This is a genomic window from Rhodococcus sp. HM1 (genome assembly GCF_023218075.1).
GTDB lineage: Bacteria > Actinomycetota > Actinomycetes > Mycobacteriales > Mycobacteriaceae > Rhodococcus.
Map to the genome: position 1 here is coordinate 1 of NZ_JALPTB010000049.1, position 23,926 is coordinate 23,926.

Consider the following 23,926-nt stretch of genomic DNA (forward strand, 5'->3'; position numbering starts at 1 on the left):
GAGATGTGTATAAGCGACAAAGCATGACCGGCCCCGTTCCGTCGCCGTGATCGGCAGTGGCGTCGCGGGCCTCACCGCGGCCCACGTCCTCGCCCGCCGCGACCGCGTCACCCTGTTCGAAGCCGACGCGCGTCTCGGCGGCCACGCCCACACCCACGACGTCGACCTCGGGAACGGGGTGCGGGTGCCCGTGGACACCGGGTTCATCGTGCACAACGACCGCACCTATCCGACGTTGCTGCGCCTGTTCGACGAACTGGGCGTCGCCACGCAGGACACCGACATGTCGATGTCCATCCGGTCCGACGCGACCGGACTCGAATACGCGGGCGCAAAGGGTCTGCCCGGTCTGTTCCCCGGCCTGCGCTCGCTGACCCGCCCCCGCTACCTGCACATGCTCGGCGAGGTCGTCCGGTTCCATCGCCTCGCCCGCGCCCTGCTCGGCGAGACCGGCGACGCCGGTGACGTCACGCTCGCGGAATTCCTCGCGCGGCATCGGTTCTCGCGGTACTTCGAGGAACACTTCACGACGCCCTTGGTCGCGGCGGTCTGGTCGTGCGATCCGGCGCAGGCCACCCGCTATCCGGCACGCTATCTGTTCACCTTTCTCGAACACCACGGCATGCTCACCGTCTTCGGATCGCCGACGTGGCGCACCGTGACGGGTGGCTCGGCCCGCTACGTCGAGAAGATCGCCGCAGGGCTCGACGAAGTGCTCGTCCACACCCCCGTGCACCACGTCGAACGCACCGGCGACGGTGTCCGCGTGGTCGCCGGGGACGGGGACGCGCGCGCCTTCGACGCCGCGGTCATCGCGACCCACCCCCGGCACGCCCTGGCGATGCTCGCCCGTCCCACCACCCTCGAGCAGCAGGTTCTCGGGGCGATGCCGTACTCCGTCAACCACGCCCAGCTGCACACCGACACGTCGCTGCTGCCCCGCGCCGAACGCGCCCGGGCGTCGTGGAACTATCTGATCCCCCGCGACGGCGACGGCAGCGGCTCGGTGGTCGTCACCTACGACATGAGCCGGCTGATGCGGATCTCCACCGTCACCGATCGGCGTTTCCTCGTCACGCTCGGCGGCGCCGACCGCGTCGACCCGGAGAAGGTGATCGCCGAGATGACCTACGAACACCCGTTGTACACACCGGAATCGGTGGCAGCGCAGCAGCGTCTTGCGGAACTCGGCAGCCACACACTCGCTTTCGCCGGTGCTTATCACGGTTGGGGATTCCACGAGGACGGCGCGCGTTCCGGCGTCGAGGCGGCACGTCGTCTCGGTGTCGAATGGGACAGCGCCCCCACGAAGTGCCCGCGCGTCGAGGCGGAGGTGCTCGCGCCATGATCACCCCGTCGCTCTACCGGACCCGGATCCGGCACACCCGCCACGCCCCGATCCGGCACGGCTTCGAATACCGCAGCTACAGCTGGTTCGTCGACCTCGACGACCTCCCCCGGCTCCCGCTGTGGTTGCGGCCCTTCGCGCGTTTCGACCCCGCCGACCATTTCGACGATCCGCAGCCGCGGGCGACACTGCGCGACGCCCTCGACGCCTACCTCGCGGACCGCGGCGTCGACCTGCGCGGCGGGCGGGTGACCGCCCTGCTCAACGCCCGGGTGCTCGGCTACGTGTTCAACCCGCTGAGCCTGTTCTGGTGCCACGACGACACGGGCGCTCTCGTGTGCGTGGTCGCCGAGGTGCACAACACGTACGGCGGCCGCCACTGCTACCTGGTGCGCACCGACGCCACGGGTCGCGCCGAGGTCGACAAGGCGTTCTACGTCTCCCCGTTCAATCCCGTCGACGGCCGCTACCACCTGTCCGTCCCGGAACCGGGGAACGAGCTGAAGGTGGCGGTCATCCTGCACCGGAACGGGTCGATCCCGTTCACCGCGACGATGCGAGGCCGGGCACAGCTGGCGACCGCCGCCACCGTCGCGGTCGCACAGCTCACCGATCCTCTTGCGCCGCTGATGGTCTCGGCCCGTATCCGACGGCAGGGCATCACCCTGTGGCTGCGCAGACTGCCCCTCGTCCCCCGGCCCACCGGCCACCGTCTCCAGGAGGAAGTCCGATGACCGCACCGGAACTCGACGACACCGCACCCGTCGTGGATGCGCACCGCTGGCCCGACATCGCCGGCGTCCGCGCCGACCGGCACGCACGGGTGGCCGGTGCGGTCGCCGACCGCCTGTTCCGCCGCGCCGCGTCCCGGCTGGATGTGCGCGTGGAATATCCCGACGGCACCGTGGTCGGTGCCGCAGCGCGGGGGCGGATCCTGCCGCGCATGATCATCCGCCGGCCCGAGGCATTCGCCCGGCGCCTCGGGACCGCGGGGCTCATCGGATTCGGCGAGGCCTACATGGCCGGGGACTGGACGGCACCCGACCCGGTCGCGGTGCTCACCCCCTTCGCGGCCGAGGTCGACCGGTTGATCCCCCGCCCGCTGCAGCGACTGCGCCGCCTGTTCGTCGCCGGCCACCCTGCCGCGGAACGTAACTCGGAGAAGAACACCCGCTCGAACATCTCCCGCCACTACGACCTGTCCAACGACCTGTTCGAATCGTTCCTCGACGAAACCCTGACCTATTCGAGCGCCCTGTTCGACGAATTCCCGGCCCGCTGGGACGACCTCGCACAGGCACAGAGGCGCAAGATCGACCGCCTGCTCGACGCCGCGCGCGTCGGCCCCGGCACACGTCTTCTCGAAGTCGGCACGGGCTGGGGAGAGCTGAGCCTGCGGGCGGCGCAGCGCGGGGCGCAGGTCCGATCGGTGACGCTGTCGAGCGAACAGCAGGAACTCGCGCGCCTCCGCATCGCCGAGGCCGGGCTCGGCGACGCGGTGCAGATCGATCTGCTCGACTACCGCGCGATCGACGGCGAGTACGACGCCATCGTGTCGGTGGAGATGATCGAGGCCGTCGGTTACGACTATTGGCCCACCTACTTCCGCGTCCTCGACCGGCTGCTGCGTCCCGGCGGGCGCGTCGCCCTGCAGGCGATCACCATGCCGCACGAGCGGATGCTGGCGACCCGCGACACCTACACGTGGATCCACAAGTACGTCTTCCCCGGCGGGCTGCTGCCGTCCACCGAGGCGATCGAGACGATCACCCGGGACCACACGTCGCTGCGCACCGTCGACCGTCTCGGCTTCGGTGAGCACTACGCCGAGACGCTGCGGTTGTGGCGCGAACGGTTCACCGCGAAAAGCGACCGGGTCACGGCGCTCGGATTCGACGCGACCTTCCGCCGGATGTGGGATTTTTATCTCGCCTACTCGGAGGCCGGTTTCCGCTCCGGCTACCTCGACGTCCAGCACATCGTTCTCGCGAAGGAGGCCCGGCCGTGAGCGCCTGGAGCAGTTTCCTCACCGTCACGCTGGTCAGCCTTGCCGGGCTCGCGGTCCTGCAAGCGGCCACGTTCGCCGTCGGGCGCCGGATCGGCCGGTACAACGTCGTCGACGTCGCGTGGGGCGCCGGCTTCGTGTACGTCGCCGCGGTCGCGGCGGCGCTCGGCAGCGGCGACCCGGTCCGCCGTGTGCTGCTGCTCGTGCTCGTCGCCCTGTGGGGTGTGCGGCTGACCTGGCACATGCACCGCAAGTCCGCAGGCAAGGGCGAGGACCCGCGGTACACGGCTCTGCTGAACCGGGCCGGCGGCGCCTCCGTCGGCAACGGGGCGAGCGACGCGACGGGAATCGCGATCGTGGTGCGGAAGATCTTCGTCACCCAGGGAGCCGCGCAGTGGTTCGTCTCCCTGCCGATCCAGGTGTCCGCGGTCGCCGGACCCACCCGCAGTCTCGGCACGGTCGCGCTGGTCGCCGGTGTGGTGTTGTGGGTCGTCGGGTTCGTGTTCGAAGCGGTCGGTGATCGGCAGCTGCGCGCGTTCAAGGCCGACCCCGCCAACCGCGGCCGGATCATGGATCGTGGGCTGTGGGCGTGGACCCGCCATCCGAACTACTTCGGTGACGCCACGGTGTGGTGGGGCCTGTGGCTGATCGCCGCGAGCGTGTGGCCGGGTGTGCTCACCGTCGCCTCGCCCGCGATCATGACGTACTTCCTGGTGTACGCCACCGGTGCGCGGCTACTGGAGCGATCGATGTCGCAGCGCCCGGGCTACCCCGAGTACCAGCAGCGCACCTCGTACTTCCTTCCGCGGCCCCCGCGCCGCGCGCTCGACGGAGCCGATCGCCATGTTCGCCCCCGCGCCACCGGCTGACCCCGCACGCTTCCGTCGCCGAAGCGAGTTGAGCTGCCCGATTCGCCCAGCTAGGCTTTCCGGCGATGAGCGGACACGGCCGATGACGGACGTCGGCGGCGGCACCGACACACTCGACGGACTCCTCGCGAAGATCGCGACGGAGGACCGGTCGGCCTTTGCCGAGTTCTACGACCTCACGCGCGCCCGCGCCTACGGCATGGTGCTGCGGGTGCTGCGCGATCCGGGATACAGCGAGGAAACGCTGCAGGAGGTCTACCTGCAGGTGTGGCGCACGGCCTCCGGGTTCGATCCCTCTCAGGGTTCGGCGCTGTCGTGGCTGATCACCCTGGCCCACCGCCGGGCGGTCGACCGGGTCCGTTCCGAACAGTCCGGCGCCGACCGGGAGGCCCGCTACGGGGCCCTGTCCACGGAGGCGGCCTTCGACGCGGTGAGCGAGGAGGTGGTGCGCCGCGACGACACGCAGCAGGTCGCGGACTGCCTCGGCACGCTCACCGATCTGCAGCGACAGTCGGTCGAGCTCGCGTACTACAACGGCCTGACCTACCGGGAGGTGTCGGAACAGTTGTCCGCCTCTCTCCCGACCGTCAAATCGAGAATCAGGGACGGATTGCTCCGTCTGCGGAATTGCCTTGGGGGTGAGCAGCGATGACGAACAGCACCCATGCCGATTTCGGCGGTGACGACCTTCTCGATCTCGCCGCGGTCTACGCCCTCGACGCGGTTTCGGATTCCGAACGCGACGAGATCGACGCGCGCGTCGCCGCCGCGAGCCCCGAGGTGGCCGCCGCATTCGAGCGGGAGGTCCGCGAGGTCCGGGAGGCGATGGCGCAGGTCTCCGCCGTCGGCGCCGTGGAACCACCCGAACGGGTCCGGCAGCGTTTGCTCGAAACCATCGACACCACAGGCACTTCCGCGCCGGAGGCGACGTCCCCGCCGATTTCGCTCGAGCAGTACCGCAATCGGCGACGGAACTTCCTGCTCGCCGCCGCGGCAGCCGTGATCGTCGCCGTCGGTGCCATCGGCGTCGGATCGTGGGTCCGGCAGGACGTCACCCCTCCCCCGACGTCCGCGCAGATCCTCGCGGCCGACGACGTGCGCACCACGTCGGGCTCCATCGAGGGCGGCGGCACCGCGACCGTCGTGTACTCGAAGGAGGTCGACGCCGGGGTCCTGGTGATGAACAACGTGACCCCGCCGAGCGAGGGCACCGTCTACCAGATGTGGCTGATCGGCCCCGAGGGCATGACCTCCGCCGGCACCATGACCCCCGACGACGTCGCCCCGTCGACGACGGCCGTGCTCGACGACATCTCCGGCGCAACCGCATTGGGATTCAGCGTCGAACCGACCGGCGGATCCACCCAGCCGTCGAGCATCTTCGCCGAACTGCCGTTGACCTGACCCGGAGCCATCCGCGCGGTATCCGCGCGCCGGGAAGTCACCGGCGCGCGGCATGCATCGCGCTCTTGTCTCGGCCGTCGGCGGCTGCTGGTCAGGGAGTCAGGACGCTGCGCGGCGGGCAGGCAGGACCCATCGGTCCGACCGGCACCCAGTCGAAGGCTCTGCGTTCTCCGTGCCGCTTCAACCAGAACTCGTCGCGAATCTTGGCGACGGTCGACGTCCAGCTGAGAGCTTCCTTCAAACCCTGGACACGGAACCACTCCTGCGTACCGGCCGACAGCTCTTGGACGAAGTCGCCGGGCTGTTGCATCGCCATGCCGGCGTATCTGGAATACGCTCCCCTGCTGCCCTTTCCGACGAACACATCAGGGTAGAGCTCACAGGCCAGCTCCCCAAGCGACTTGATGCGATGCGACGCCCGCACCGCGAACTCCACGGTCCGCTTGTCCCTTCGCAGCGATGCCCAGTCGACGTCGGGACGCACGAGCGGACCGGGCCCGGCCACAGGAGCCCACCGACGCTGGGTTCGCTGCTCGAGCCGCTTCGCAGCCCTGCGATCGCCGGACAACACCTCGATCCAGTCGACTGCGAGCTCGATCGCCTCGTCCTCGACGACGAAGACCGCGTCGTCGTCCACCGAACGGATCCCGGCGGGAATGTGTGCTTCGTCCACCACAGCCTGGGCGGTCGTGAAGACCCGTCCCATTTCGTCGACGAAGAGATCGGGGTGGACCTCGCACGCCGCCACCCCGGTCGACGTGACCCGGTGAGTGACCTTGACCTCGAACACCATTTACCGCAAATCCTTTTCTGTCCTCCCCGGATAGGGTCCCCCCCCCCGGGTACAGGAATTCGACGCCGGACACGCGGCCATCCCCTCGAGCCGCGCGACGCGAAGACAGCAGCGCGCGGCATACATCGCGCTGCTGTCTTGCCTGTCAGCGGTTGCGGGCGCACGACGGCAGCGGTCCACAGATCACAACAACCCGTGCTCGTGCGCGTAGGCCGCGGCCGCGGTGCGGGAGGTGACGTCGAGCTTCGTGAAGATGTTGCTCAGGTGCCGGGCCACCGTCTTCTCGCTCAGCACCAGCCGCTCGGCGATCTCCGGATTGCTGCAGCCGGTGGCGACGAGGCGAAGCACCTCGACCTCGCGTTCCGTCAGCCCGCCCGGCAGACCGTGCCGCAGCATCCGGTCGACATCCCGTCCGTCCGGTACGGCACCCAACCGGTCGAATATCCCACGGGCCGCGGTCAATTCCGCCCGAGCCGAGTACTCGTCGCCGATCTCCCGGACAGCGGTCCCGACGAGCACCCGCGACCGGGCGGCTTCGTAGGGTGCGTCGAGGTCCGTCCAGATCCGGCAGGCGTCCCGTGCGGAGCGGAGCGCGGATTCCGTTTCACCCGAAGCGAGTTCGACGATCCCGCAGGCGTACGCGGCCATCGCCCGCAACCCGATGCACCCGAATCCGGCGGACAGCTCCGTCAGTTCCCGGGCGGCGGTGCGTGCCTCGTCGATCTGGTGCCCGCCGGTCAGCACTTCCACGGCGGCCGGTAGCAACCGCGATCGCCGCACGGGATCCGGGGTTTCCGCGAGAAGCCTGCGGACCGCCGCGACAGCCTGGGATGTTCTCCCCCGGCACGACCACAGGAGAGCGAGACCCGGTTGGGGTTCGTAGCCGAGAACGGATGCTTCGGTGAACGCGGCCTCGGCCCCGTCGTACTCGCCTCGGATCCGTAGCACGTCGCCCTGTTCGGCCAGCGCGAGCCCGGCAGCTCCCGGGGTTCCGGTTTCCGTGTATCTCTGTGCCGCGTGGGCGAATTCGTCGATCGCTTCCGGGAATGCCCCGTGCAATCGCAGGATCTGCCCGCGGTGGACCGCACACTGGCCGGTGAACGGGACCAGGGACGGCTGGGCTTCGCACCACCTGGTCAGGGCGGACGTCCACGACTCGGCCCGGACGAAGTCGGCCACCTCCTGGCAGGCCTCGATCATGGAGCAGTAGATCATTCCCGCGACGATCGGCGACACCTCCGAGGCCGCGACCCCGACCATCGCCTCGTCGAGCAGATCGAGCCCCTCGGGCACGTGCCCGGAATACATCAGCATGCGCCCTCTGCCCATCAGGCCCAACGCGATCAGGTCGGCGTTCCCGCTGCGGGACCCGGCGTCGCTCATCCGGTTCGCGGCGACCTCCGCACCGGCGATATCGCCGCCCGCGAGGTGTCGATGCATCTCGAACAACGAGAGGAAGCCCGTCGCCACGTCGTCGGACCGGTCCCCCAGCAGGCGCTGCGCCCTCGCGACCCAGCCACCGGCCACGGCCATCTCCCCGCGCAGGCTCAGCACGAGGCACAACCAGCAGGCGAACCGAACCGCGCCGAGCGGGTTGCACTGCCGCACCTCGGCCGCATAGCCGCGCTGGAACGCGCGGACGGCGGCGTCGACTTCGCCGGAGAGAAAGGCCGCAGTGGCCAGGTCGTCGAGGTCCCCGGCGTCGAGGGTGCCGGCGCAGGATAGCCGGTCGAACGCTACGGCCCATTCGCGGCGTTCGAACGCCTCGCGTGCCCGCGCCAGATCCTCCACGATGCCCATCGCGTGTCCTCCATTTCGGAGGATACGCGCGGTGGGGTCAGGCAGCGGCGGGTTGCGAAGCCGCCTCGGCGCGACGCGCACTGATCGTCCGGGCCAGGAACTCGGCGTCGTAGCCGACACCCGGCAGGACCATCGACCCGAATCCGTACTGGAACGAGAGCCCGCAGAAGTACAGACCCGGTGCGTCCGCGACCACGCCTCGCATTTCCTTCGGCCAGCCGTCGTCGCCGAAAACGGGCAGATCGATCCAGTCGAACACCTGACGGAAGCCGGTGCACCACACCACATTTGTCACATCGGCGACGGTTCCGTCGGCGAGCAACGGAAGGCCGTCGCGGACACCCACGACCCGGTCGGGCACGCGCGTGACACCGCGGTCACGGAGATCCTGCCGCTTGACCCGGATCATCGGCCCACCGTGGAATCGGATCTCGGCCATCACCTTGCGCCCGATCGGGGTCCGCCGCGTGAGCACATGCTTGGCGACGAACACCATGACGGGGAAGACCACCCGGAACCCCGGGCTTTCCGGACGCACCGGGAGCTGGCCGCAATCCCGGCCGCAGAGGATCGTGGGATGGCTCGCGGCGACCTCGTAGGCGATGTCGGTGCCCGAGTGGGAGGCGCCGACGACGAGGACCGGACCGGGCCTGAGCTGCGCGGGACGGCGGTACTCGCTCGAGTGGAGCTGCCGGATGGACGGATCGAGGTCGACGGCGAAGTCCGGCAGGCTCGGTGTGCGGCCGAAGGTGCCGGTGGCGACGACGACGTTCTCGGCGGTGATCGTCCGGTCCCCGCAGTCGAGGACGTAGCCGTCGTCCGACGCGGAGAGCTTCTCGACCCGGGTGCGCATGCGGACCGGCAGCTCGAACGTCTCGGCGTACGAGTTCAGGTAGCCGGCGACGTCATCCTTGCCGGGGAACGTCCACGGCCCACCCGGAAAGCGCAGTCCCGGAAGGCTGTCGTATTTCGTCGGGGTGTACAGCCGGAGGGTGTCCCACTGGTTGCGCCAGTGGTCACCGATGTGGTCGCTCGCATCGACGATCAGAAACGGCCGCCCCCGGCGACGGAGGTGGTAACCCGTGGACAGACCGGCCTGGCCTGCTCCGATGATGACGGTTTCGACATGTTCGGTGGTCATGGGAACCTCCGCGTGAGTACTACTGTGAACGTCTCTCACGCTAGGAGCGCAGGCCGATCCGCCGCGTCGGGCGAATTACCCACCTCCCGGCCCAGCGGATGGGCAGATCATCCGGCCCGAGCTACCGGCGCGCCGAGAAGACAGCAGCGCGCGACATGCATCGCGCTCCTGTCTGGGCCGTCGGCGGCTGCGGGGCACGCTACGACGGACGGGTGCCGACGACGACGGTGGCGTCGTGCTCCTCCGAAACCCGCACTGTCGCAGCGAGACCGACTTCGGTGAAGGTCGCGATCGCAGTGTCCACCTGGGATTCCCCGATCTCCATCAGCAACCGCCCACCCGGCGCGAGCCAACCGGGGGCCTCGGCCGCCAGCCGGCGGTGCACGTCGAGCCCGTCGCCGCCCCCGTCCAGCGCGACCAGCGGTTCGTGCAGCCGCGCCTCGGGCGGCATGAACGCGACCGCGTGCGACGGCACATAGGGCGCGTTCGCGACGAGCACGTCGACGCGCCCTGCGATCGACGCGGGCAGCGGCGCGCACAGATCGCCGGTGAACACGCGGCCGCCGAAGCGCTCGATGTTGCGTCGGGCGCACCGCACGGCGACCGGGTCGACGTCGACGGCGTACAGGCCGGTCCCCGCGACCGAGTGAGCCAGCACCGCCCCGACCGCACCCGAACCGCAGCACATGTCGACGACGACGTCGCCGGGCATCAGCTTCTCCGCCGCGCAGCGGGTGAGGAACTCGGTGCGGCGACGCGGCACGAAGACCCCCGGCTCGACCACGATGCGCAGTCCGCAGAACTCGGCCCAGCCCAGGACGTGCTCGAGCGGCATGCCGTCGACGCGCCGGGCGACGAGTTCGGACAGTTCCTCCGGGCTTCGGGCCGCGACGGCGAGCAGGTCCGCTTCTTCCTCGGCGAACACGCACCCGGCCGCACGCAGTCGGTCGATCAGGTCGGTGCGGGACCGATCCGGGAACGGTGTGGCGGCCACGCCACACCCTAACGCGGTTCGTGTCCCGAAAAGGGAGCACGGCAACACCCATCCGCGGCCGGTACGGCTCCGAATGCCCCTCGTCCACGCGGGCACGGCAGGATAGTTCACGCGGCGAAGGGCCACCGACTTCAGGAGGAACGCTTGACGACCACGACGACACCACCGAAGCGCCCGGCGAGGCGACTCCGCTGGTTGCTACCCGCACTGCTGTTGCTCGTGTGGCTCGCGATCGCCGGGGGCGGCGGTCCGTTCGCCGGGAAGCTCAGTGAGGTCGCGCAGAACGGCAACAGCGCGTTCCTGCCCGCGTCGGCCGAATCGACCCGCGCGGATCAGCTGTATGCGGAGTTCACGTCCACGAACGCGGTGCCCGCCATCGTCGTCGCCGAACGCGAATCCGGGATCACCCCCGACGACCTGGCGTTTCTCGCCGCCGAGTCGGTGGGTCCGCCGCCGATTCCGTCGCAGGACGGTCAGGCCGCCCAGCTGATCGTGCCGATCGACGCGGAGACCGACGTCGGCGAGGTGGTCGAGGAACTGCGCGACCGGTTGGCGTCCCCGCCGGACGGGCTGACCGTGCACGTCACCGGCCCGGCCGGGCAGATCGCCGACCTGTCCGCTGCGTTCGCCGGGATCGACGGGATGCTGCTGCTCGTCGCGGGTGGTGTGGTGCTGCTGATCCTGTTCGTGGTCTACCGCAGCCCGATCCTGCCGTTCGTCGTGATCATCTCGGCGGTGTTCGCGCTCGCTCTGGCCAGCCTCGCGGTGTACATGCTCGCGGACGCCGGCGCGATCGCCCTCAACGGGCAGAGCCAGGGCATCCTGTTCATCCTCGTGTTCGGTGCCGCCACCGACTACGCCCTGTTGCTGGTCGCGCGATACCGCGAGGAACTGCGTGCGGTGGAGGACAAGTACGAGGCGATGCGCACGGCGTGGCGGTCGACGCTCGAGCCGATCACCGCGTCCGCCGCGACGGTCATCGCGGGTGTGCTGTGCCTGCTGCTGTCGGATCTGAACTCGAATCGCGGTCTCGGACCGGTCGCCGCGATCGGTATCGCCGCGTCGTTCGTCGCGTCGATGACGTTCCTGCCCGCCGCGCTGGTGCTGCTCGGCCGCTCCGCGTTCTGGCCGTCCCGCCCGAAGGCCGATCCCCAGGCCGACCGCGGCGATCTCGCGTCGGCGCACCGGTTCTGGAATTCGATCGCCCAGAAGGTCGGCGCCAACCCGAGGCCGATCTGGATGGTGTGCAGCGTCGTCCTCGTCGGGTTCGCGCTGCTGCTGCCGCAGTTCAAGGCCAGCGGTGTCGAATCGTCGGATCTGTTTCTGCTCCAGACCGATTCGTCGTCCGGTCAGGAGATCCTCGGTGAACACTTCGATGCCGGCAGCGGTTCGCCCACGGTGATCGTCGCCCGCGAAGGCGCACTCGAAGCGGTCACGTCGGCCGCTCGCGTCGAGGGCGTCACCACGGTCACCCCGGTGGCCGGTCCCGACGGTGCCCCGACGGTCGTCGACGGCCGGATCGCGGTGCAGGCCACGCTCTCCGATCCCGCCGACTCGCTCGAGGCCGAGGACACCGTCGAACGCATCCGCGACGCCGTGCACGCCGTTCCGGAGGCGGAGGCCCTCGTCGGCGGTACCACCGCCGTCGATCTCGACACGAAGGACACCGCGACCCGCGACCGCACCGTCATCATCCCGGTGGTCACGGCGGTGGTGCTGCTGATCCTGATCCTGCTGCTGCGGGCGATCGTCGCCCCGGTGCTGCTGATGATCACCGTGATCGTTTCGTACGCGGCAACCCTCGGGGTGTCGTCGCTGCTGTTCAACCACGTGCTCGACTTCCCCGGCGCGGACCCGGTGGTGCCGCTGTTCGGGTTCGTGTTCCTCGTCGCGCTCGGGATCGACTACAACATCTTCCTCATGACCCGCGTCCGTGAGGAGAGCGCACGGGTCGGCACCCGGGAGGGCACGCTGCGTGCGCTGACGGTGACCGGCGGCGTCATCACGTCGGCCGGTGTCGTGCTGGCCGCCACGTTCTCGGCACTCGCGGTGATCCCGCTGCTGTTCCTCGGACAGCTCGCGTTCATCGTCGCCTTCGGTGTGCTCCTCGATGCGCTGCTCGTGCGATCGCTGCTGGTCCCGGCGCTGACGATCGACATCGGCAAGCGGATCTGGTGGCCCAGCAAGCTCGCGTCGCGGGACGGGGCGGACTCCGGGACGGGAACTCGCGATCCCGTACCGGCCGTCAACGGCTAGATTCGATAAAGGTTCACCATGTCCGCCGGGTCCGGAAGGGCCCGGCGGGCGTCACGCGACGAACGCAGGAGGACGTGTGTTGAACACCGATGGCGGCTTGGGCAGGTCCGAAGCTGCCGTGGTGTCCCTGCTCCTGATCGAGGACGATCCCGGCGACGCTCTGCTCGTCGAGGAGATGGCCTCGGACGCGGTGATCGACTTCGGCATCGTCTGGGCACAGTCGCTCGACGAGGCCCGCACCCGGCTCGGCACGACCCGGCCCGACTGCATCGTGCTGGATCTGAACCTGCCCGACGCGCACGGTCTCGATGCTCTCGAGGCCGTGCAGAAGTACGCGCCCGGTGTGCCGGTGATCGTGATGACGGGCCTCGCCGCGGAACAGGCCGGGCTCACCGCGGTCGCCGAGGGCGCCCAGGACTACCTGATCAAGGGTGTCGTCGACGCGGAGCTACTCACCCGCTCGGTGCGTTACGCGATCGAACGCAAACGGGCCGAACACGCGGCCGCCGCGCTGCAGGCGAGTGAACAGCGCTCCCGCGAGAACGCCCGGCTCGAACGCGGTCTGCTTCCGGTTCCGTTGCTGCGCAGCGAAAATGTGGATGTGGTGACCCGGTACCGGACCGGCCGGGCCGGCGGTCTGCTGGGTGGCGACTTCTACGATGTCGTCGAAACCCGTGACGGCGCCGTCCACGTACTGATCGGCGACGTCTGCGGCCACGGCGCCGACGAGGCGGCGCTCGGCGTCAACCTGAGAATAGGCTGGCGCACAATGGTTCTCGGTGGTGTCGACGTCGAGACGAAGATGAACACACTGGAACAACTGCTCGTCGCCGAACGCCCGCGGTCGCACATCTTCGCGACCGCGACCAGCGTGGTCCTCTCCGCCGACCGCCGTTCGATCGAGGTGGTGCGCGCCGGGCATCCGGGGATCCTGTTGCGCACCCCGGACGACGTCCAGTGGCTCGAGGTGCCCGGCGGACCGGCGCTGGGCCTGCGCAAGCAGAGCGGCACGTGGCGGAAGACCACGATCGAGATCGACGAACGGACCGGACTGGTGCTGTTCACCGACGGACTGTTCGAGGCGAGGGTCGGCGAACTGGACCGGCTCGGCGAGGACGGCCTGCTCGAGTACGCCAGCGAACTCGGAATCGACTGCAGCGGAGAGAAATTCGTAGATTCCTTGATCGCCCACGTGGAAACGCTCGCGGCACCGCACGGCGGGCTGAGCGACGATGTCGCGGTCCTGCACGTGCAATGGGCGCGCGAGGACGGCCGCTCGTGACGACTCCGACCCCCCAGGCCGCCGCGGGCACGAAACTGACGGTGCAGGCCTGGTTCAACCTGATCCTGGCGATCATGACGCTGCTCGTCATCGCCGGCGCCACAGCGGGCGCGGCGGCGCTCGGCGCGAACTCGCGCGTCACCGACGACCTGACGGACCGCCTCATGCCGGCCCGCTCGGCCGCCTATCAGCTGCAGAGTGCGCTGGTGAACCAGGAGACCGGCGTGCGCGGCTACGCCCTCACCGCGGACGAGACCTTCCTCGCCCCCTATCGGGACGGCCTGCAGATCGAGCAGCAGTCCGAGGACCGGATCCGGGAACTGCTCGAGGGCCGGCCCGACCTGCTCGCCGATCTCGACGCCCTCGAACGGACCGCCCAGGAATGGCAGTCCACCTTCGCGGAACCCCTGCTCGCCGCTCCGGCACCCGATCCGGCGTTCTACGAGCGCGGCAGGGACCTGTTCGACGAGCTCCGCGCGAGTTTCGACCAGCAGAACCAGCACCTGACCGAGGCGGTGGACGACGCGCGGGCGGAGATCGATCGCGCGCGCACGATGCGCAACGTCGTGTACGCGGCCCTGGCCATCGTGCTGGTGGTCGCGGCAGGCATCTTCGCCGTGCTTGTGCGCGTTGCTGTCACCGAACCGCTGGCGCGGCTGGCCGCGTCCTCACGCCGGGTCGCGCAGGGCGAATTCGAGCATCGGGTCGACGCCGGCCGCGGGCCCGCCGACATCCGTTCCCTCGCGACCGACATCGAGGGAATGCGCCGCCGCATCGTCGCCGAACTGGACGTCGTCCGTGATCGTCAGCGGCAGCTCGAGGAGCAGACCCGCCAGCTCGATGCGACCGCGGAGGAGTTGCGGCGATCCAACGCGGATCTCGAGCAGTTCGCCTACGTCGCGTCCCACGACCTGCAGGAGCCGCTGCGCAAGGTCGCCTCGTTCTGCCAGTTGCTCGAGAAACGCTACGGCGACGTGCTCGACGACCGCGGCCGGCAGTACATCGATTTCGCCGTCGACGGCGCGCGCCGGATGCAGGCACTGATCAACGACCTGCTGGCGTTCTCCCGGGTCGGCCGCGTCGGTGACGGATTCGAGCGACTCCCCCTGGACCGCCCGCTCGACAAGGCCCTGGCGAACCTCGCCGCCGTCGTCGAGGACACCGGCGCACGGATCGAGCGGCCCGAGCGGTTGCCGGAGGTCGACGGGGACCCGACCCTGCTGTCGATGCTCTGGCAGAACCTGATCGGCAACGCGCTCAAGTTCAGCCGCCCCGACACCGAACCGCGGGTTGTCATCACCGCGGAGCAGGACGGCGACATGTGTCGGATATGTGTGCAGGACAACGGAATCGGTGTGCCCGAAGAATTCGCGGAGAAGATCTTCGTCATCTTCCAGCGTCTGCACGCCCGCGAGGAGTACTCGGGCACCGGGATCGGCCTGTCCCTGTGCAAGAAGATCGTCGAGTACCACGGTGGCGAGATCCGGCTCGACCCCGGTTCCGATACCGGCGCCCGCTTCTGTTTCACCCTCCCGGTCGCCGAGAACCCACCCATCGATGACGCGCAGCCTGTCGCTGCCACACCGACCGAAGGAACGAACCCATGAGCCCCTCAGGCCACGCCATCGACGTCCTGCTCGTCGAGGACGACCCGGGAGACATCCTGATGACCCAGGAGGCTTTCGAATTCAACAAGGTCGGCAACACGCTGCACGTCGTGCGCGACGGGGAACAGGCACTGGACTTCCTGTATCGGAGGGGCGAATACGCCGACGCCGTCCGGCCCGATCTGATCCTGCTCGATCTGAATCTGCCCAAGTACGACGGCCGGCAGGTCCTCGAGAAGATCAAGTCCGACCCGGACCTGGCGGACATCCCGGTCGTCATCCTCACCACGTCCGGTGCCGAGGAGGACATCGTGAGGAGTTACAAACTCCACGCCAATGCGTACGTCACGAAGCCGGTCGATCTGGACCAGTTCATCGCGGCGGTGCGGCAGATCGACAACTTCTTCGTCCAGGTCGTGCGCCTGCCCCGGCGCTGAGCGGTCCCGGCGATCGCTCGGGCCGTCAATCCCCGGATCGCTTCAGGGCGTCGAGGAACCTTGCCGCCCAACGATGGACGTCGTTCTCGACCACCTGCTCGTGCAGGGCGACCATCCGCTCCTTGCGCTCCGCCGGATCGGCGCCGAGCGCCTCGACGATGGTGTCCCCGACCATGTCGAGGTCGTGCGGATTGACCAGGTACGCCTGATGCAGTTCGTGTGCGGCACCGGTGAATTCGCTCAGCACGAGCGCCCCGGTGCCGTCCGCATGACATGCCGCGTATTCCTTTGCGACGAGGTTCATTCCGTCGCGCAACGGAGTGACGAGCATCAGGTCGGCGGCCACGAACAGGGCGATCAGCTCCTCGCGGTCGACGGGCTGGTAGAGATAGTGCACCGGGGGCCGGTGCAGCTGTCCGTGCTCACCGTTGATCCGCCCCACCTGCAGCTCGACCGCGTCGCGCATCAGTGCGTACTGCTCCACCTGCTCCCGGCTGGGGGTGGCGAGCTGGATCATCACCTGCTTCGCCGGATCGAGCCGACCGTCGTCGTAGAGCTCGCCGATCGCCTGCAGGCGCAGATCGATGCCCTTCGTGTAGTCCAGGCGGTCCACCCCCAGGAGAAGGTGCTCGGGGTCCCCGAGTTCCTCCCGGATCTCGGCGGCCCGGGCACGGATCTTCTCGCTGCGTGCCTGCTCCACGAGTTCCGCCGAATCGATGGAGATGGGGAATGCGCCCACCCGCACGGTCCGGTCGCCGCAGTCCACACTGCCCACACCGTCGCGGATCGGCCGGGTCTCGAGACCGAGCAGCCGGTGGGCGAGCGCCAGGAAGTTCTCCGCGCCCCCGGGCAGATGGAATCCGACCAGATCGGCGCCGAGCATTCCCTGCAGCACGCCGACACGCCACGGCAGTTGCGCGAAGAGCTCGGACGGGGGGAAGGGGATGTGCAGGAAGAAGCCGATCTCGAGATCCGGTCGCAGCTCCCGGAGCATCGCGGGCACCAGTTGAAGCTGGTAGTCGTGCACCCACACCGTGGCTCCGGGTGCGGCCGCGCGCGCCGTGGCTTCGGCGAATCGGAGGTTCACCTCCCGATAGGTGCCCCACCAGCTGCGGTCGAAGGTCGGTTTGACCACGACGTCGTGGTAGAGCGGCCACAGCGTGCTGTTCGAGAATCGGTGGTAGTAGCCCTCGACCTCGTCCTTGCTCAGATGGATCGGGTGCATCCGCAGCCCGTCGAGGACGAACGGCTCGATCTCCCCTTTCGAGGCACCGGGCCATCCCACCCAGGTCCCGTTGCGGCTCCGGAGGACCGGTTCGAGGGCCGTCACGAGGCCGCCGGGACTGCGCCGCCACACTCTCGCCCCGTCGGGCTGTTCCTCCAGGTCGACCGGAAGACGGTTGGCCACCACGACGAAGTCCGATTCGTCGCGGTGCGAGTGAGCGGTCACGACAGCCTCCGTGGGAACAGCGCATTCTTCGGTGACGTGGGTACCCTCGCCCGGCCCATCCGAACCGGGCGATCGCCCTACTCCTCGGCCAGCCGGGACCTCATCTCCGCCAGGGTCCGGGCCAGCAACCGGGAGACGTGCACCTGGGAGACACCGATCTCCCGCGCGATCTCCGACTGGCTCTTCTCCTCGAAGAACCGCAGGATCAGGATGTGCCGCTCGCGCTCCGGGACGCGCTCGAGCAGCGGTTTCAGGAGGAGATAGCGCTCGGACTTCGCGAGCTGCTCGTCCTCCTCGCCGAGCGTGTCCGCCAGCGTCGCACCCGAACCGTCGTCGGACAGATCGAGGGGCGTGTCCAGGGAGGCGGGCTGATATGCACTGCGGGCGGCGAGCGCCTCGATGACCTCACCGGTGCCGGCACCGACCTCGGCCGCGATCTCCGCTGCCGTCGGTGACCGGCCCAGACGTTGCGAGAGGTCGTCGGTGACCTTGTTGATGGACACGGTCAGGTCCTTGAGCCGCCGCGGTACGCGCGTGGACCAGGCGTGGTCGCGGAAGTAGCGACGGATCTCGCCCATGACGGTGGGAACCGCGTACGCGGCGAAACCCCGCCCCTTCTCGGCGTCGAACCGGTCGATCGCCTGGAGCAGGCCCACATACGCGACCTGGTTCAGATCGTCGATGTCCTCACCGCGGCCGGCGAATCGCTGAGCGATGTTCTGCGCCAACGGCATCGAGGCCGTGACGATCTTCTCGTGAAGGGCGGTGGCCTCGGCGGAACCGGGGGTGCATGCACGCAGGGCGACGAACAGCTCCGCGAGTTCCGCTTCGTCGATTCTTCGGTTTTTCGCCGGCCCGGCTCCGGCAGGGGGAGAATCGATGTCGGCCAGCGTCATGCCGGCATCCCGATGCTCAGCTTCACCGTCGATTCCGCGGTTTCCCCGTTCGGCGAAGGCGTTTCGCTCGCCGAGACGGTGTCCGCGAGCAGTTCCACGATCCGCCAGTCGAGGCTGTCGGGTGCCGGTCGCCAGGGTCGCACGGTCGTCGCGGTGACCTCGATGTCGAACACCTCGCGACCCCCGTGGAATCGGCAGGTGATCTCGCTCGCGGGTGCGGCCGCGTCGATGAGGAGCGTGCAGATCTGGTCGACCGCCAGCTTGAGATCGGAGACCTGGTCGAGGGTGCAGCCGCTGTGCATCGCCACCATCTCGGTGAGCATGCGGACGACGGGCAGCTGAGCGTGCAGCGCAGGCACCGACAAGGTCGTCGGAATCCCGGCGCCCCCCGGCTCCGGTTCGGGGGCGGACGGCATCGGATGAGATGCGGTCTGTGTCAAGGTTCTACCTGCTGTTCTGACTCGGGCAGGGAAGTGCGGTCCGTCCCGTAGTTCCACTGCAGATGAATTCGGGTTCCTTCGTCGCCCGTTTCGACGCGGGCGCTGTCGCTGCAGGCGTGCATCAGGCGGATGCCCCGCCCGCGACGCGTGCGGCTGGTGTCGGCCTGCGGTTTCCACGAGCCGCGATCGACGATCGAGACCGTCAGAACGCCTTCGTCGGGACGATCGACCGCACACAGATCGTAGGTGCCCGGCTCTCCCGGTGGATACGCGTGCTCGGCGACGTTGGCCAGCGCTTCGTAGGTCGCCAGCAGCATGTCGCCGGTCGTGTCCGCCGGGAGGCCGATCTCGTGGGCGAACTGCGCCAACCGGTGCCGGATCGGGGCGAGCGCGGTCAGGTCGGCGGGAAGCCCGTCGAGGCGGAGGCATCGATATTCGGCGCCGGTGTTCACCGACGCCGGTGGTGCAGCCTGTCGTCCCTGGTAGCTCATACGGTCGATAAGGCAGCTTCGAGGGTCGGGAAGATCTCCAGGGTCTCGGCCAGCCCCACCAGGACCATCGGCCGCGCGGTCGCCGGACCGTCGGCGACGATCAGGAACCGGGATCTGCCCTCGAGTTCGTCGGCGGTGCGCATGAGCACCGCGAGCCCGGCCGACGAGAGGAACTGGACATCGAGCAGGTCGGCCACCAGTGTGGATGTACCGCACAACGCGGCCAACTCGGTCAGCTTCCGTTCGAACGCCGGTGCGGTGACGACATCGATCTCGCCGGCGGCGTGCAGCACCGCGACGCCCTCGGTGAAGTCGACATCGAGCCTCAGCTGCGAGCCCGGCGTGATTTCGGGCATGTCGCCGGTCGCTACCTTTTCGGGATCCGCTACGCCCACGAGATCGCCCCTCCTGCTTGTTCCGTGCGCGCCCGCGCACCCGCTTCCGGACCGTGACCGCGGAAGTACGAGATCCCGTACAGCGCGTACATGCTCTTCACGACCGACTTACGAGCGGTCTTCCACGGCGCCTTCCCCTGCCTCGTCTGCATCGTTCGCCTCCCTTCTGTGTCACAGCAACGCCCCCTGATACCCACATTCCGGGCCACTCATTCCTCCTTTTTCGGAAATTTCCGTTTCCTCGCTCCGGTGCCCCGGCCGCACGATGGCGCTCCGGCACAAAAATCGGGTGGGCCCGGAGACACGATGTCGTCCGGGCCCACCCGTCGGAGGAGAGGCAAAACGGATGAGGTACGCATTGGCCGGCGACTGGCATCACCTCACTCTCGGTCGAGCGATGACGGCGCTCCGCTTCGGGGTGGAGGCCTTCGGCACCGGCGCCTTCGCTACGGGCCGGAGGCCTCCGCCCCTCCGGAGGGCTGCGCTGGGTGGGTGGTATCCCTCTCGGTCGTCTGCCCTGCAGGACGGGGGAATACCGCAATCCGGTTTCCCCGCCGCGATCCCGCAGTGCGGTGGACACACCCATGGATCGTTCCGGCGGTGCCGGGATCTCTCGGCCGAAGGTCTCGATCTCACCGAACAACCCGGAAAGATCCAGGTCGGGCACGAGCAACCGGTTGTCGAGCGATGACAGATCAAGAACTGCAACGGTCGTCATCGGATCTCCCGAAGCAACCGGGGGCGATCAGGCGCTGATCGCCTGGCGCTCGGTTTCCCGCGCGATCTCGATCTTGCGGGGCTTCGCCTGCTCGGCCACCGGGATCGTCAGTCGCAGCACGCCGTCACGATATTCCGCGCGAATCCGGTCGGTGTCGAGATTCTCCCCGAGGAACAGCTGCCGGCTGAAGACACCGCGCGTGCGTTCTGCGGCGATCATGGTGCGTCCCTGATCCAGCTCGGGACGCGACGCCCGCACGGTGACCACGTTGCGTTCGACGTCGAGATCGAGGGAGTCCGCGTCGATACCCGGCAGATCGAACTCCACGAAGAATTCGTCACCTTCCCGCCAAGCATCCATCGGCATGACCGCCGGGCGCGCCGGCGTACCGAATACCTGCTGGGTCAGGCGGTCCAGCTCGCGGAAGGGATCGGTGCGCATCAACATGGTCGCCACCTCCGGTTCACTCCATTCTCAGTTGAAGGAACTCAGATAACCTATGTCATCTGACATAGATATTATGTACCACTGATGAGAGAAGAGTGCAAGGGAGGAAATCAGGTAATCTGACATCCGATCAGAAAGGAATGTCATGGACTCGGATCGACGCGACCACCTGCCCGGTTCGTCCCAGGCGGTGTATGCAATCTCGGTCGCGGCCGAGTTGGCCGGAGTGGGAGTCCAGACCCTGCGGCTGTACGAACAGCACGGCCTGGTCACCCCGGCTCGCAGCGCCGGCGGAACCCGCCGCTACAGCGGGGACGACCTCGCCCGGCTGGAACGGATCGTCGCGCTGGTTTCCCAGGGCATCAATCTCGCCGGAATCGCGCGCATTCTCGAACTCGAGGACGCGAACACCGCACTCACGGCAGAACGCGACCGCCTCCGAGCCCGTCACGAAGCGAACGTGAGCGGAGACGGCCGCGCGGCCGAGGCAAAACCGAAGGTCAGGGACAGGCAGGCGTGACCAGGTCGTAGATCTGCTCGGCCTGCTCGGCAGTCGGCTGCACGTCGTTGTTGGCGGCGAGCGTCATGATCTGCTGCGTGACCTGCTGTTCGTCGGCGCCGCTCGCCAGATCGTTGCACGAGGTGATCACGATGTTCTCGATGCTGGCGTCGTCCCGGTTCTCCGACAGGTCCGAGTAGCCCGTGCGGAACGCGACGACGAAGGCACTCAGTTTGGCCTGGTCGAATGCGCCCAGCTCGTCCGTGGACGTCACCGTGGTCTCGTCGGCGGTGGTCTCTTCCTCCGTGGGCGTCTGCATTTCGACGGAGTTGTCGGTGGTGACCGAAGCGGAGTCGGAGTCGTCGTCGCTGCAGGCGGCCAGGGACAGTACGGCTCCGGATGCGACCAGTGCAGCAGCGATGATCTTCTTCATGGGCCCTCCTCGAGTCGGAATATGTGAACTCGTACCCCGCCGCCGCCCGTCTCAACCGCCCCGCATCGGCCTCGCCGGGACCGGTGGGCCTACCTGTAGTTCCACTGCATCCGGATCTGCGTTCCCTCGTCTCGACGGTCGACCCACACGGAGTCACTGAGGGCCTTCATCAGCCGGAGTCCCTGGCCGCGCCTCGTCATTCTGTTGTCGCTCTCCGGTTTCCAGGACCCTCGATCGACGACGGTGACGGTAAGCGCTGCGTCCTCGTCACTGTGTTCGACGACGAGATCGAACGTGCCCGCGTCGCCGGTCGGATAGGCATGTTCGACGATGTTCGCCAGCGCCTCGTAGGTGGCCAGCAGAACATCGCCGGTGGTGTCCGGCGGCAACCCGATCCCCCGCGCGAATTCCGCGAGTCGGCGACGCACCGTCGCGAGCACGTGCGGGTCGGCGCGTTCGCCTTCGATCACCAGGTTCCGATCCGCCGTAGCCCCCACGACCCGCCTTTCGCACTCGTTCATACCGTCGTCAGTGCCGCTTCGACCGTCGGGAAGATCTCGAGGGTCTCGGCCATTCCCACGAGCGTCATCGGCCGCGCGGTGGCCGGGCCGGTGGCGGCGATCAGGAACCGGGAACGGCCCTCGAGTTCGTCGGCTGTGCGCATCAGCACCGCCAGGCCCGCGGAGGAGAGGAACCGGACGCCGAGCAGATCGACCAACAGTGCCGAGGTATCAGGCACCGAGGCCAACTCGGCGAGCTTCTGCTCGAACGCCGGCGCGGTCACTACGTCGATCTCCCCACTCACGTGCAGCACGACCACACTGTCGGTGAGCTCCACGTCGAGTCCGAGATGCGATTCGGGTGCAACATCCGGGTATTCCATTCGCTGAAGGCTACACGTGATCATCCCCGATTACCCCGCTCGCAACCATTCCACACATCGAAATTCGGCGACGGGTCCGTACCCCTGTTTTCGCACTTCAAACCTGTTTTTTCGAGCTTGACACGCCTGCGCAGAGTGGCCTAGAAGTAATCACCTGTTCGAAAGCGAATTTCGATTTCCCCATCGAGCCGGAGGTATGGAAATGGCCGAGAACACCGGGCGCAGCAAGCGAATCGGACAGTATCGAAATCCCCGTCTGCGTCCCGTCGAAAGCGAGTGGGAATGGCAGCTGCGTGCGGCCTGCCGCGGCACGGACTCGGCAGTGTTCTTCGCGCCGACCGGCGAGTCCCGCCGTGAGCGCCGCCGCCGCGAGATCGCCGCGAAGACCGTGTGCATCAGCTGCCCGGTGCGAGTGGCCTGCCTGAATCACGCACTCGCCGTCCGGGAACCGCACGGCGTGTGGGGCGGACTGTCCGAGACGGAACGTCGGGCACTACGCCCGGCATCCGCCTGAACTCGAACGCATCGGCCTTCCCACAGGTATCGATCCGTCACGCAACGGGCATCCTCCGGTCACACAGCAGGTACGCCCCCGATGGCGCACGAGCGCCGTGCAGGAGAGGACGACTATGCACGCCGATATCGCCGGACGCCCGATCACCTCACGCGGGAACGACCTCGAAACCCCGGACGGATCCCCCACCCGCCTCGCAGATCACCCCATCGGCTTCTCGGGTTCCCTCGCTCTCGCCGGCATCGGCGTGACGGGAATCCCGGCCGCCGTTCTCACCCACTCGGCACCCCTCGGCGCCCTGGTCGCGCTCGCCACCGCCGGAGGCATCCTCACCGCATCGGTGATGATCGGCGGGTGACCCCCTGAATGCAACTCGAAATATATTGCAGCACAAGGTATATCGACGCTTCTACCGGGGAATCCCCGACGCGACACCGATAACGGAAAAAGGAGACTCGACGCTATGTTGTCAATGAGCATCATCGCTTGGATCATCATCGGCGGCCTCGCCGGCTGGATCGGTTCGAAACTGATGGGTACCGACGCCCAGCAGGGCATCCTGCTCAACATCGTCGTCGGCATCATCGGCGGCCTGATCGGCGGCTGGATCTTCAGCCTCCTCGGCGCCGACGTCGAGAGCGGTGGCTGGCTGTTCAGCTTCGTCACCTGCCTGGCCGGTGCGTGCATCCTCCTGTTCCTCGTCAAGCTCGTGACCGGCCGCAGCCGGGTCTGACCGAGGGCCGGTAACTCCGGTACTCCCCCGGGGTGGGCGTCGCCACGACGCCCACCCCGGCTCGTGCTCTCGAATCCTCTGGTTTCACAAC

The 23,926-nt window shown here is 68.3% G+C and carries 28 protein-coding genes; 14 read left to right on the forward strand and 14 right to left on the reverse strand.

Features of this window, described 5'->3' with window-relative positions; all coding sequences use genetic code 11:
- The first annotated feature begins 46 nt into the window (after nt 1–46).
- From M1M07_RS22305 to M1M07_RS22330, 6 genes are all read left to right on the forward strand, one after another.
- The gene (locus M1M07_RS22305; protein ID WP_248675553.1) at nt 47–1,348 is read left to right on the forward strand and encodes an FAD-dependent oxidoreductase; all 1,302 of its coding nucleotides are present in this window, start codon (nt 47–49) and stop codon (nt 1,346–1,348) included.
- Nucleotides 1,345–2,082, forward strand: coding sequence for a DUF1365 domain-containing protein (locus M1M07_RS22310; RefSeq protein ID WP_248675554.1), 738 nt, complete (start codon nt 1,345–1,347; stop codon nt 2,080–2,082). The genes M1M07_RS22305 and M1M07_RS22310 overlap by 4 nt, the downstream gene beginning before the upstream one ends.
- A complete protein-coding gene (locus M1M07_RS22315; protein WP_248675555.1) occupies nt 2,079–3,356 on the forward strand; it encodes a class I SAM-dependent methyltransferase in 1,278 nt (425 codons plus the stop codon). Before M1M07_RS22310 ends, M1M07_RS22315 begins: the two co-directional genes overlap by 4 nt.
- Nucleotides 3,353–4,222, forward strand: coding sequence for a DUF1295 domain-containing protein (locus M1M07_RS22320; protein ID WP_248675556.1), 870 nt, complete (start codon nt 3,353–3,355; stop codon nt 4,220–4,222). Before M1M07_RS22315 ends, M1M07_RS22320 begins: the two co-directional genes overlap by 4 nt.
- Nucleotides 4,223–4,304: 82 nt before the next feature.
- Nucleotides 4,305–4,874: a sigma-70 family RNA polymerase sigma factor gene (locus M1M07_RS22325; RefSeq protein ID WP_197252356.1), complete on the forward strand. Its 570-nt coding sequence runs from the start codon at nt 4,305–4,307 to the stop codon at nt 4,872–4,874.
- The gene (locus M1M07_RS22330) at nt 4,871–5,626 is read left to right on the forward strand and encodes an anti-sigma factor (RefSeq protein WP_248675557.1); all 756 of its coding nucleotides are present in this window, start codon (nt 4,871–4,873) and stop codon (nt 5,624–5,626) included. Before M1M07_RS22325 ends, M1M07_RS22330 begins: the two co-directional genes overlap by 4 nt.
- Before the next feature lie 91 nt (nt 5,627–5,717).
- On the opposite strand, the gene M1M07_RS22335 is transcribed toward M1M07_RS22330, so the two are convergent.
- The 4 genes from M1M07_RS22335 to M1M07_RS22350 form a co-directional block, all read right to left on the reverse strand.
- A complete protein-coding gene (locus tag M1M07_RS22335) occupies nt 5,718–6,419 on the reverse strand; it encodes a hypothetical protein (protein ID WP_248675558.1) in 702 nt (233 codons plus the stop codon).
- Nucleotides 6,420–6,602: 183 nt separating this feature from the next.
- Complete coding sequence (locus M1M07_RS22340; RefSeq protein ID WP_197252353.1) at nt 6,603–8,219, reverse strand: helix-turn-helix transcriptional regulator; 1,617 nt, start codon at nt 8,217–8,219, stop codon at nt 6,603–6,605.
- A gap of 37 nt (nt 8,220–8,256) precedes the next feature.
- A complete protein-coding gene (locus tag M1M07_RS22345) occupies nt 8,257–9,360 on the reverse strand; it encodes an NAD(P)/FAD-dependent oxidoreductase (RefSeq protein WP_248675559.1) in 1,104 nt (367 codons plus the stop codon).
- Between the two features lie 199 nt (nt 9,361–9,559).
- Nucleotides 9,560–10,354: a putative protein N(5)-glutamine methyltransferase gene (locus M1M07_RS22350; protein ID WP_248675560.1), complete on the reverse strand. Its 795-nt coding sequence runs from the start codon at nt 10,352–10,354 to the stop codon at nt 9,560–9,562.
- 144 nt (nt 10,355–10,498) lie between these two features.
- Here M1M07_RS22350 and M1M07_RS22355 point away from each other — a divergent pair, with 144 nt between their 5' ends.
- From M1M07_RS22355 to M1M07_RS22370, 4 genes are all read left to right on the forward strand, one after another.
- Nucleotides 10,499–12,610 carry an efflux RND transporter permease subunit gene (locus M1M07_RS22355; protein WP_248675561.1) on the forward strand — a complete coding sequence of 704 codons (2,112 nt, stop codon included), beginning with the start codon at nt 10,499–10,501 and terminating at the stop codon, nt 12,608–12,610.
- Between the two features lie 76 nt (nt 12,611–12,686).
- The gene (locus M1M07_RS22360) at nt 12,687–13,892 is read left to right on the forward strand and encodes a fused response regulator/phosphatase (RefSeq protein WP_248675562.1); all 1,206 of its coding nucleotides are present in this window, start codon (nt 12,687–12,689) and stop codon (nt 13,890–13,892) included.
- Complete coding sequence (locus M1M07_RS22365) at nt 13,889–15,499, forward strand: ATP-binding protein (protein WP_308200832.1); 1,611 nt, start codon at nt 13,889–13,891, stop codon at nt 15,497–15,499. The genes M1M07_RS22360 and M1M07_RS22365 overlap by 4 nt, the downstream gene beginning before the upstream one ends.
- On the forward strand, nt 15,496–15,936 hold the full coding sequence (locus tag M1M07_RS22370; RefSeq protein ID WP_197252350.1) for a response regulator: 441 nt from the start codon (nt 15,496–15,498) through the stop codon (nt 15,934–15,936). Before M1M07_RS22365 ends, M1M07_RS22370 begins: the two co-directional genes overlap by 4 nt.
- 25 nt (nt 15,937–15,961) lie before the next feature.
- Here M1M07_RS22370 and M1M07_RS22375 read toward each other — a convergent pair whose 3' ends face one another.
- The 7 genes from M1M07_RS22375 to M1M07_RS22405 all read right to left on the reverse strand — a co-directional run bounded on the left by M1M07_RS22375 (nt 15,962) and on the right by M1M07_RS22405 (nt 20,773).
- Nucleotides 15,962–17,386 (reverse strand): trehalose-6-phosphate synthase, encoded by a 1,425-nt coding sequence (locus M1M07_RS22375; protein WP_248675564.1) that lies wholly within the window; start codon nt 17,384–17,386, stop codon nt 15,962–15,964.
- Between the two features lie 77 nt (nt 17,387–17,463).
- Nucleotides 17,464–18,282, reverse strand: a complete 819-nt coding sequence (locus tag M1M07_RS22380) for a SigB/SigF/SigG family RNA polymerase sigma factor (protein WP_248675565.1) — start codon at nt 18,280–18,282, stop codon at nt 17,464–17,466.
- Nucleotides 18,279–18,722 carry an ATP-binding protein gene (locus tag M1M07_RS22385; protein ID WP_231610564.1) on the reverse strand — a complete coding sequence of 148 codons (444 nt, stop codon included), beginning with the start codon at nt 18,720–18,722 and terminating at the stop codon, nt 18,279–18,281. The genes M1M07_RS22380 and M1M07_RS22385 overlap by 4 nt, the downstream gene beginning before the upstream one ends.
- Nucleotides 18,719–19,213 (reverse strand): ATP-binding protein, encoded by a 495-nt coding sequence (locus M1M07_RS22390; RefSeq protein ID WP_197252348.1) that lies wholly within the window; start codon nt 19,211–19,213, stop codon nt 18,719–18,721. Before M1M07_RS22390 ends, M1M07_RS22385 begins: the two co-directional genes overlap by 4 nt.
- Entirely contained in the window at nt 19,210–19,569 is a 360-nt protein-coding gene (locus tag M1M07_RS22395; protein ID WP_197252347.1) for an anti-sigma factor antagonist, read from the reverse strand. Before M1M07_RS22395 ends, M1M07_RS22390 begins: the two co-directional genes overlap by 4 nt.
- Nucleotides 19,570–19,598: 29 nt before the next feature.
- Nucleotides 19,599–19,760, reverse strand: coding sequence for a hypothetical protein (locus tag M1M07_RS22400; protein WP_197252346.1), 162 nt, complete (start codon nt 19,758–19,760; stop codon nt 19,599–19,601).
- Nucleotides 19,761–20,353: 593 nt separating this feature from the next.
- Complete coding sequence (locus tag M1M07_RS22405) at nt 20,354–20,773, reverse strand: Hsp20/alpha crystallin family protein (protein WP_197252345.1); 420 nt, start codon at nt 20,771–20,773, stop codon at nt 20,354–20,356.
- A gap of 145 nt (nt 20,774–20,918) precedes the next feature.
- On the opposite strand from M1M07_RS22405, the gene M1M07_RS22410 reads away from it, so the two are divergent.
- Nucleotides 20,919–21,293 (forward strand): MerR family transcriptional regulator, encoded by a 375-nt coding sequence (locus tag M1M07_RS22410; RefSeq protein ID WP_197252344.1) that lies wholly within the window; start codon nt 20,919–20,921, stop codon nt 21,291–21,293.
- On the opposite strand, the gene M1M07_RS22415 is transcribed toward M1M07_RS22410, so the two are convergent.
- The 3 genes from M1M07_RS22415 to M1M07_RS22425 all read right to left on the reverse strand — a co-directional run bounded on the left by M1M07_RS22415 (nt 21,274) and on the right by M1M07_RS22425 (nt 22,588).
- Entirely contained in the window at nt 21,274–21,705 is a 432-nt protein-coding gene (locus M1M07_RS22415) for a hypothetical protein (RefSeq protein ID WP_197252343.1), read from the reverse strand. The two genes, M1M07_RS22410 and M1M07_RS22415, sit on opposite strands and share 20 nt — an antisense overlap.
- Nucleotides 21,706–21,794: 89 nt before the next feature.
- Nucleotides 21,795–22,202, reverse strand: coding sequence for an ATP-binding protein (locus M1M07_RS22420; protein WP_248675566.1), 408 nt, complete (start codon nt 22,200–22,202; stop codon nt 21,795–21,797).
- A 20-nt stretch (nt 22,203–22,222) separates the two neighbouring features.
- Complete coding sequence (locus tag M1M07_RS22425; RefSeq protein WP_248675567.1) at nt 22,223–22,588, reverse strand: anti-sigma factor antagonist; 366 nt, start codon at nt 22,586–22,588, stop codon at nt 22,223–22,225.
- 202 nt (nt 22,589–22,790) lie between these two features.
- On the opposite strand from M1M07_RS22425, the gene M1M07_RS22430 reads away from it, so the two are divergent.
- From M1M07_RS22430 to M1M07_RS22440, 3 genes are all read left to right on the forward strand, one after another.
- On the forward strand, nt 22,791–23,102 hold the full coding sequence (locus M1M07_RS22430) for a WhiB family transcriptional regulator (RefSeq protein ID WP_197252340.1): 312 nt from the start codon (nt 22,791–22,793) through the stop codon (nt 23,100–23,102).
- 115 nt (nt 23,103–23,217) lie between these two features.
- Nucleotides 23,218–23,460, forward strand: a complete 243-nt coding sequence (locus M1M07_RS22435; protein WP_248675568.1) for a hypothetical protein — start codon at nt 23,218–23,220, stop codon at nt 23,458–23,460.
- Between the two features lie 105 nt (nt 23,461–23,565).
- Nucleotides 23,566–23,835 carry a GlsB/YeaQ/YmgE family stress response membrane protein gene (locus tag M1M07_RS22440; RefSeq protein WP_197252338.1) on the forward strand — a complete coding sequence of 90 codons (270 nt, stop codon included), beginning with the start codon at nt 23,566–23,568 and terminating at the stop codon, nt 23,833–23,835.
- Nucleotides 23,836–23,926: the final 91 nt, after the last annotated feature.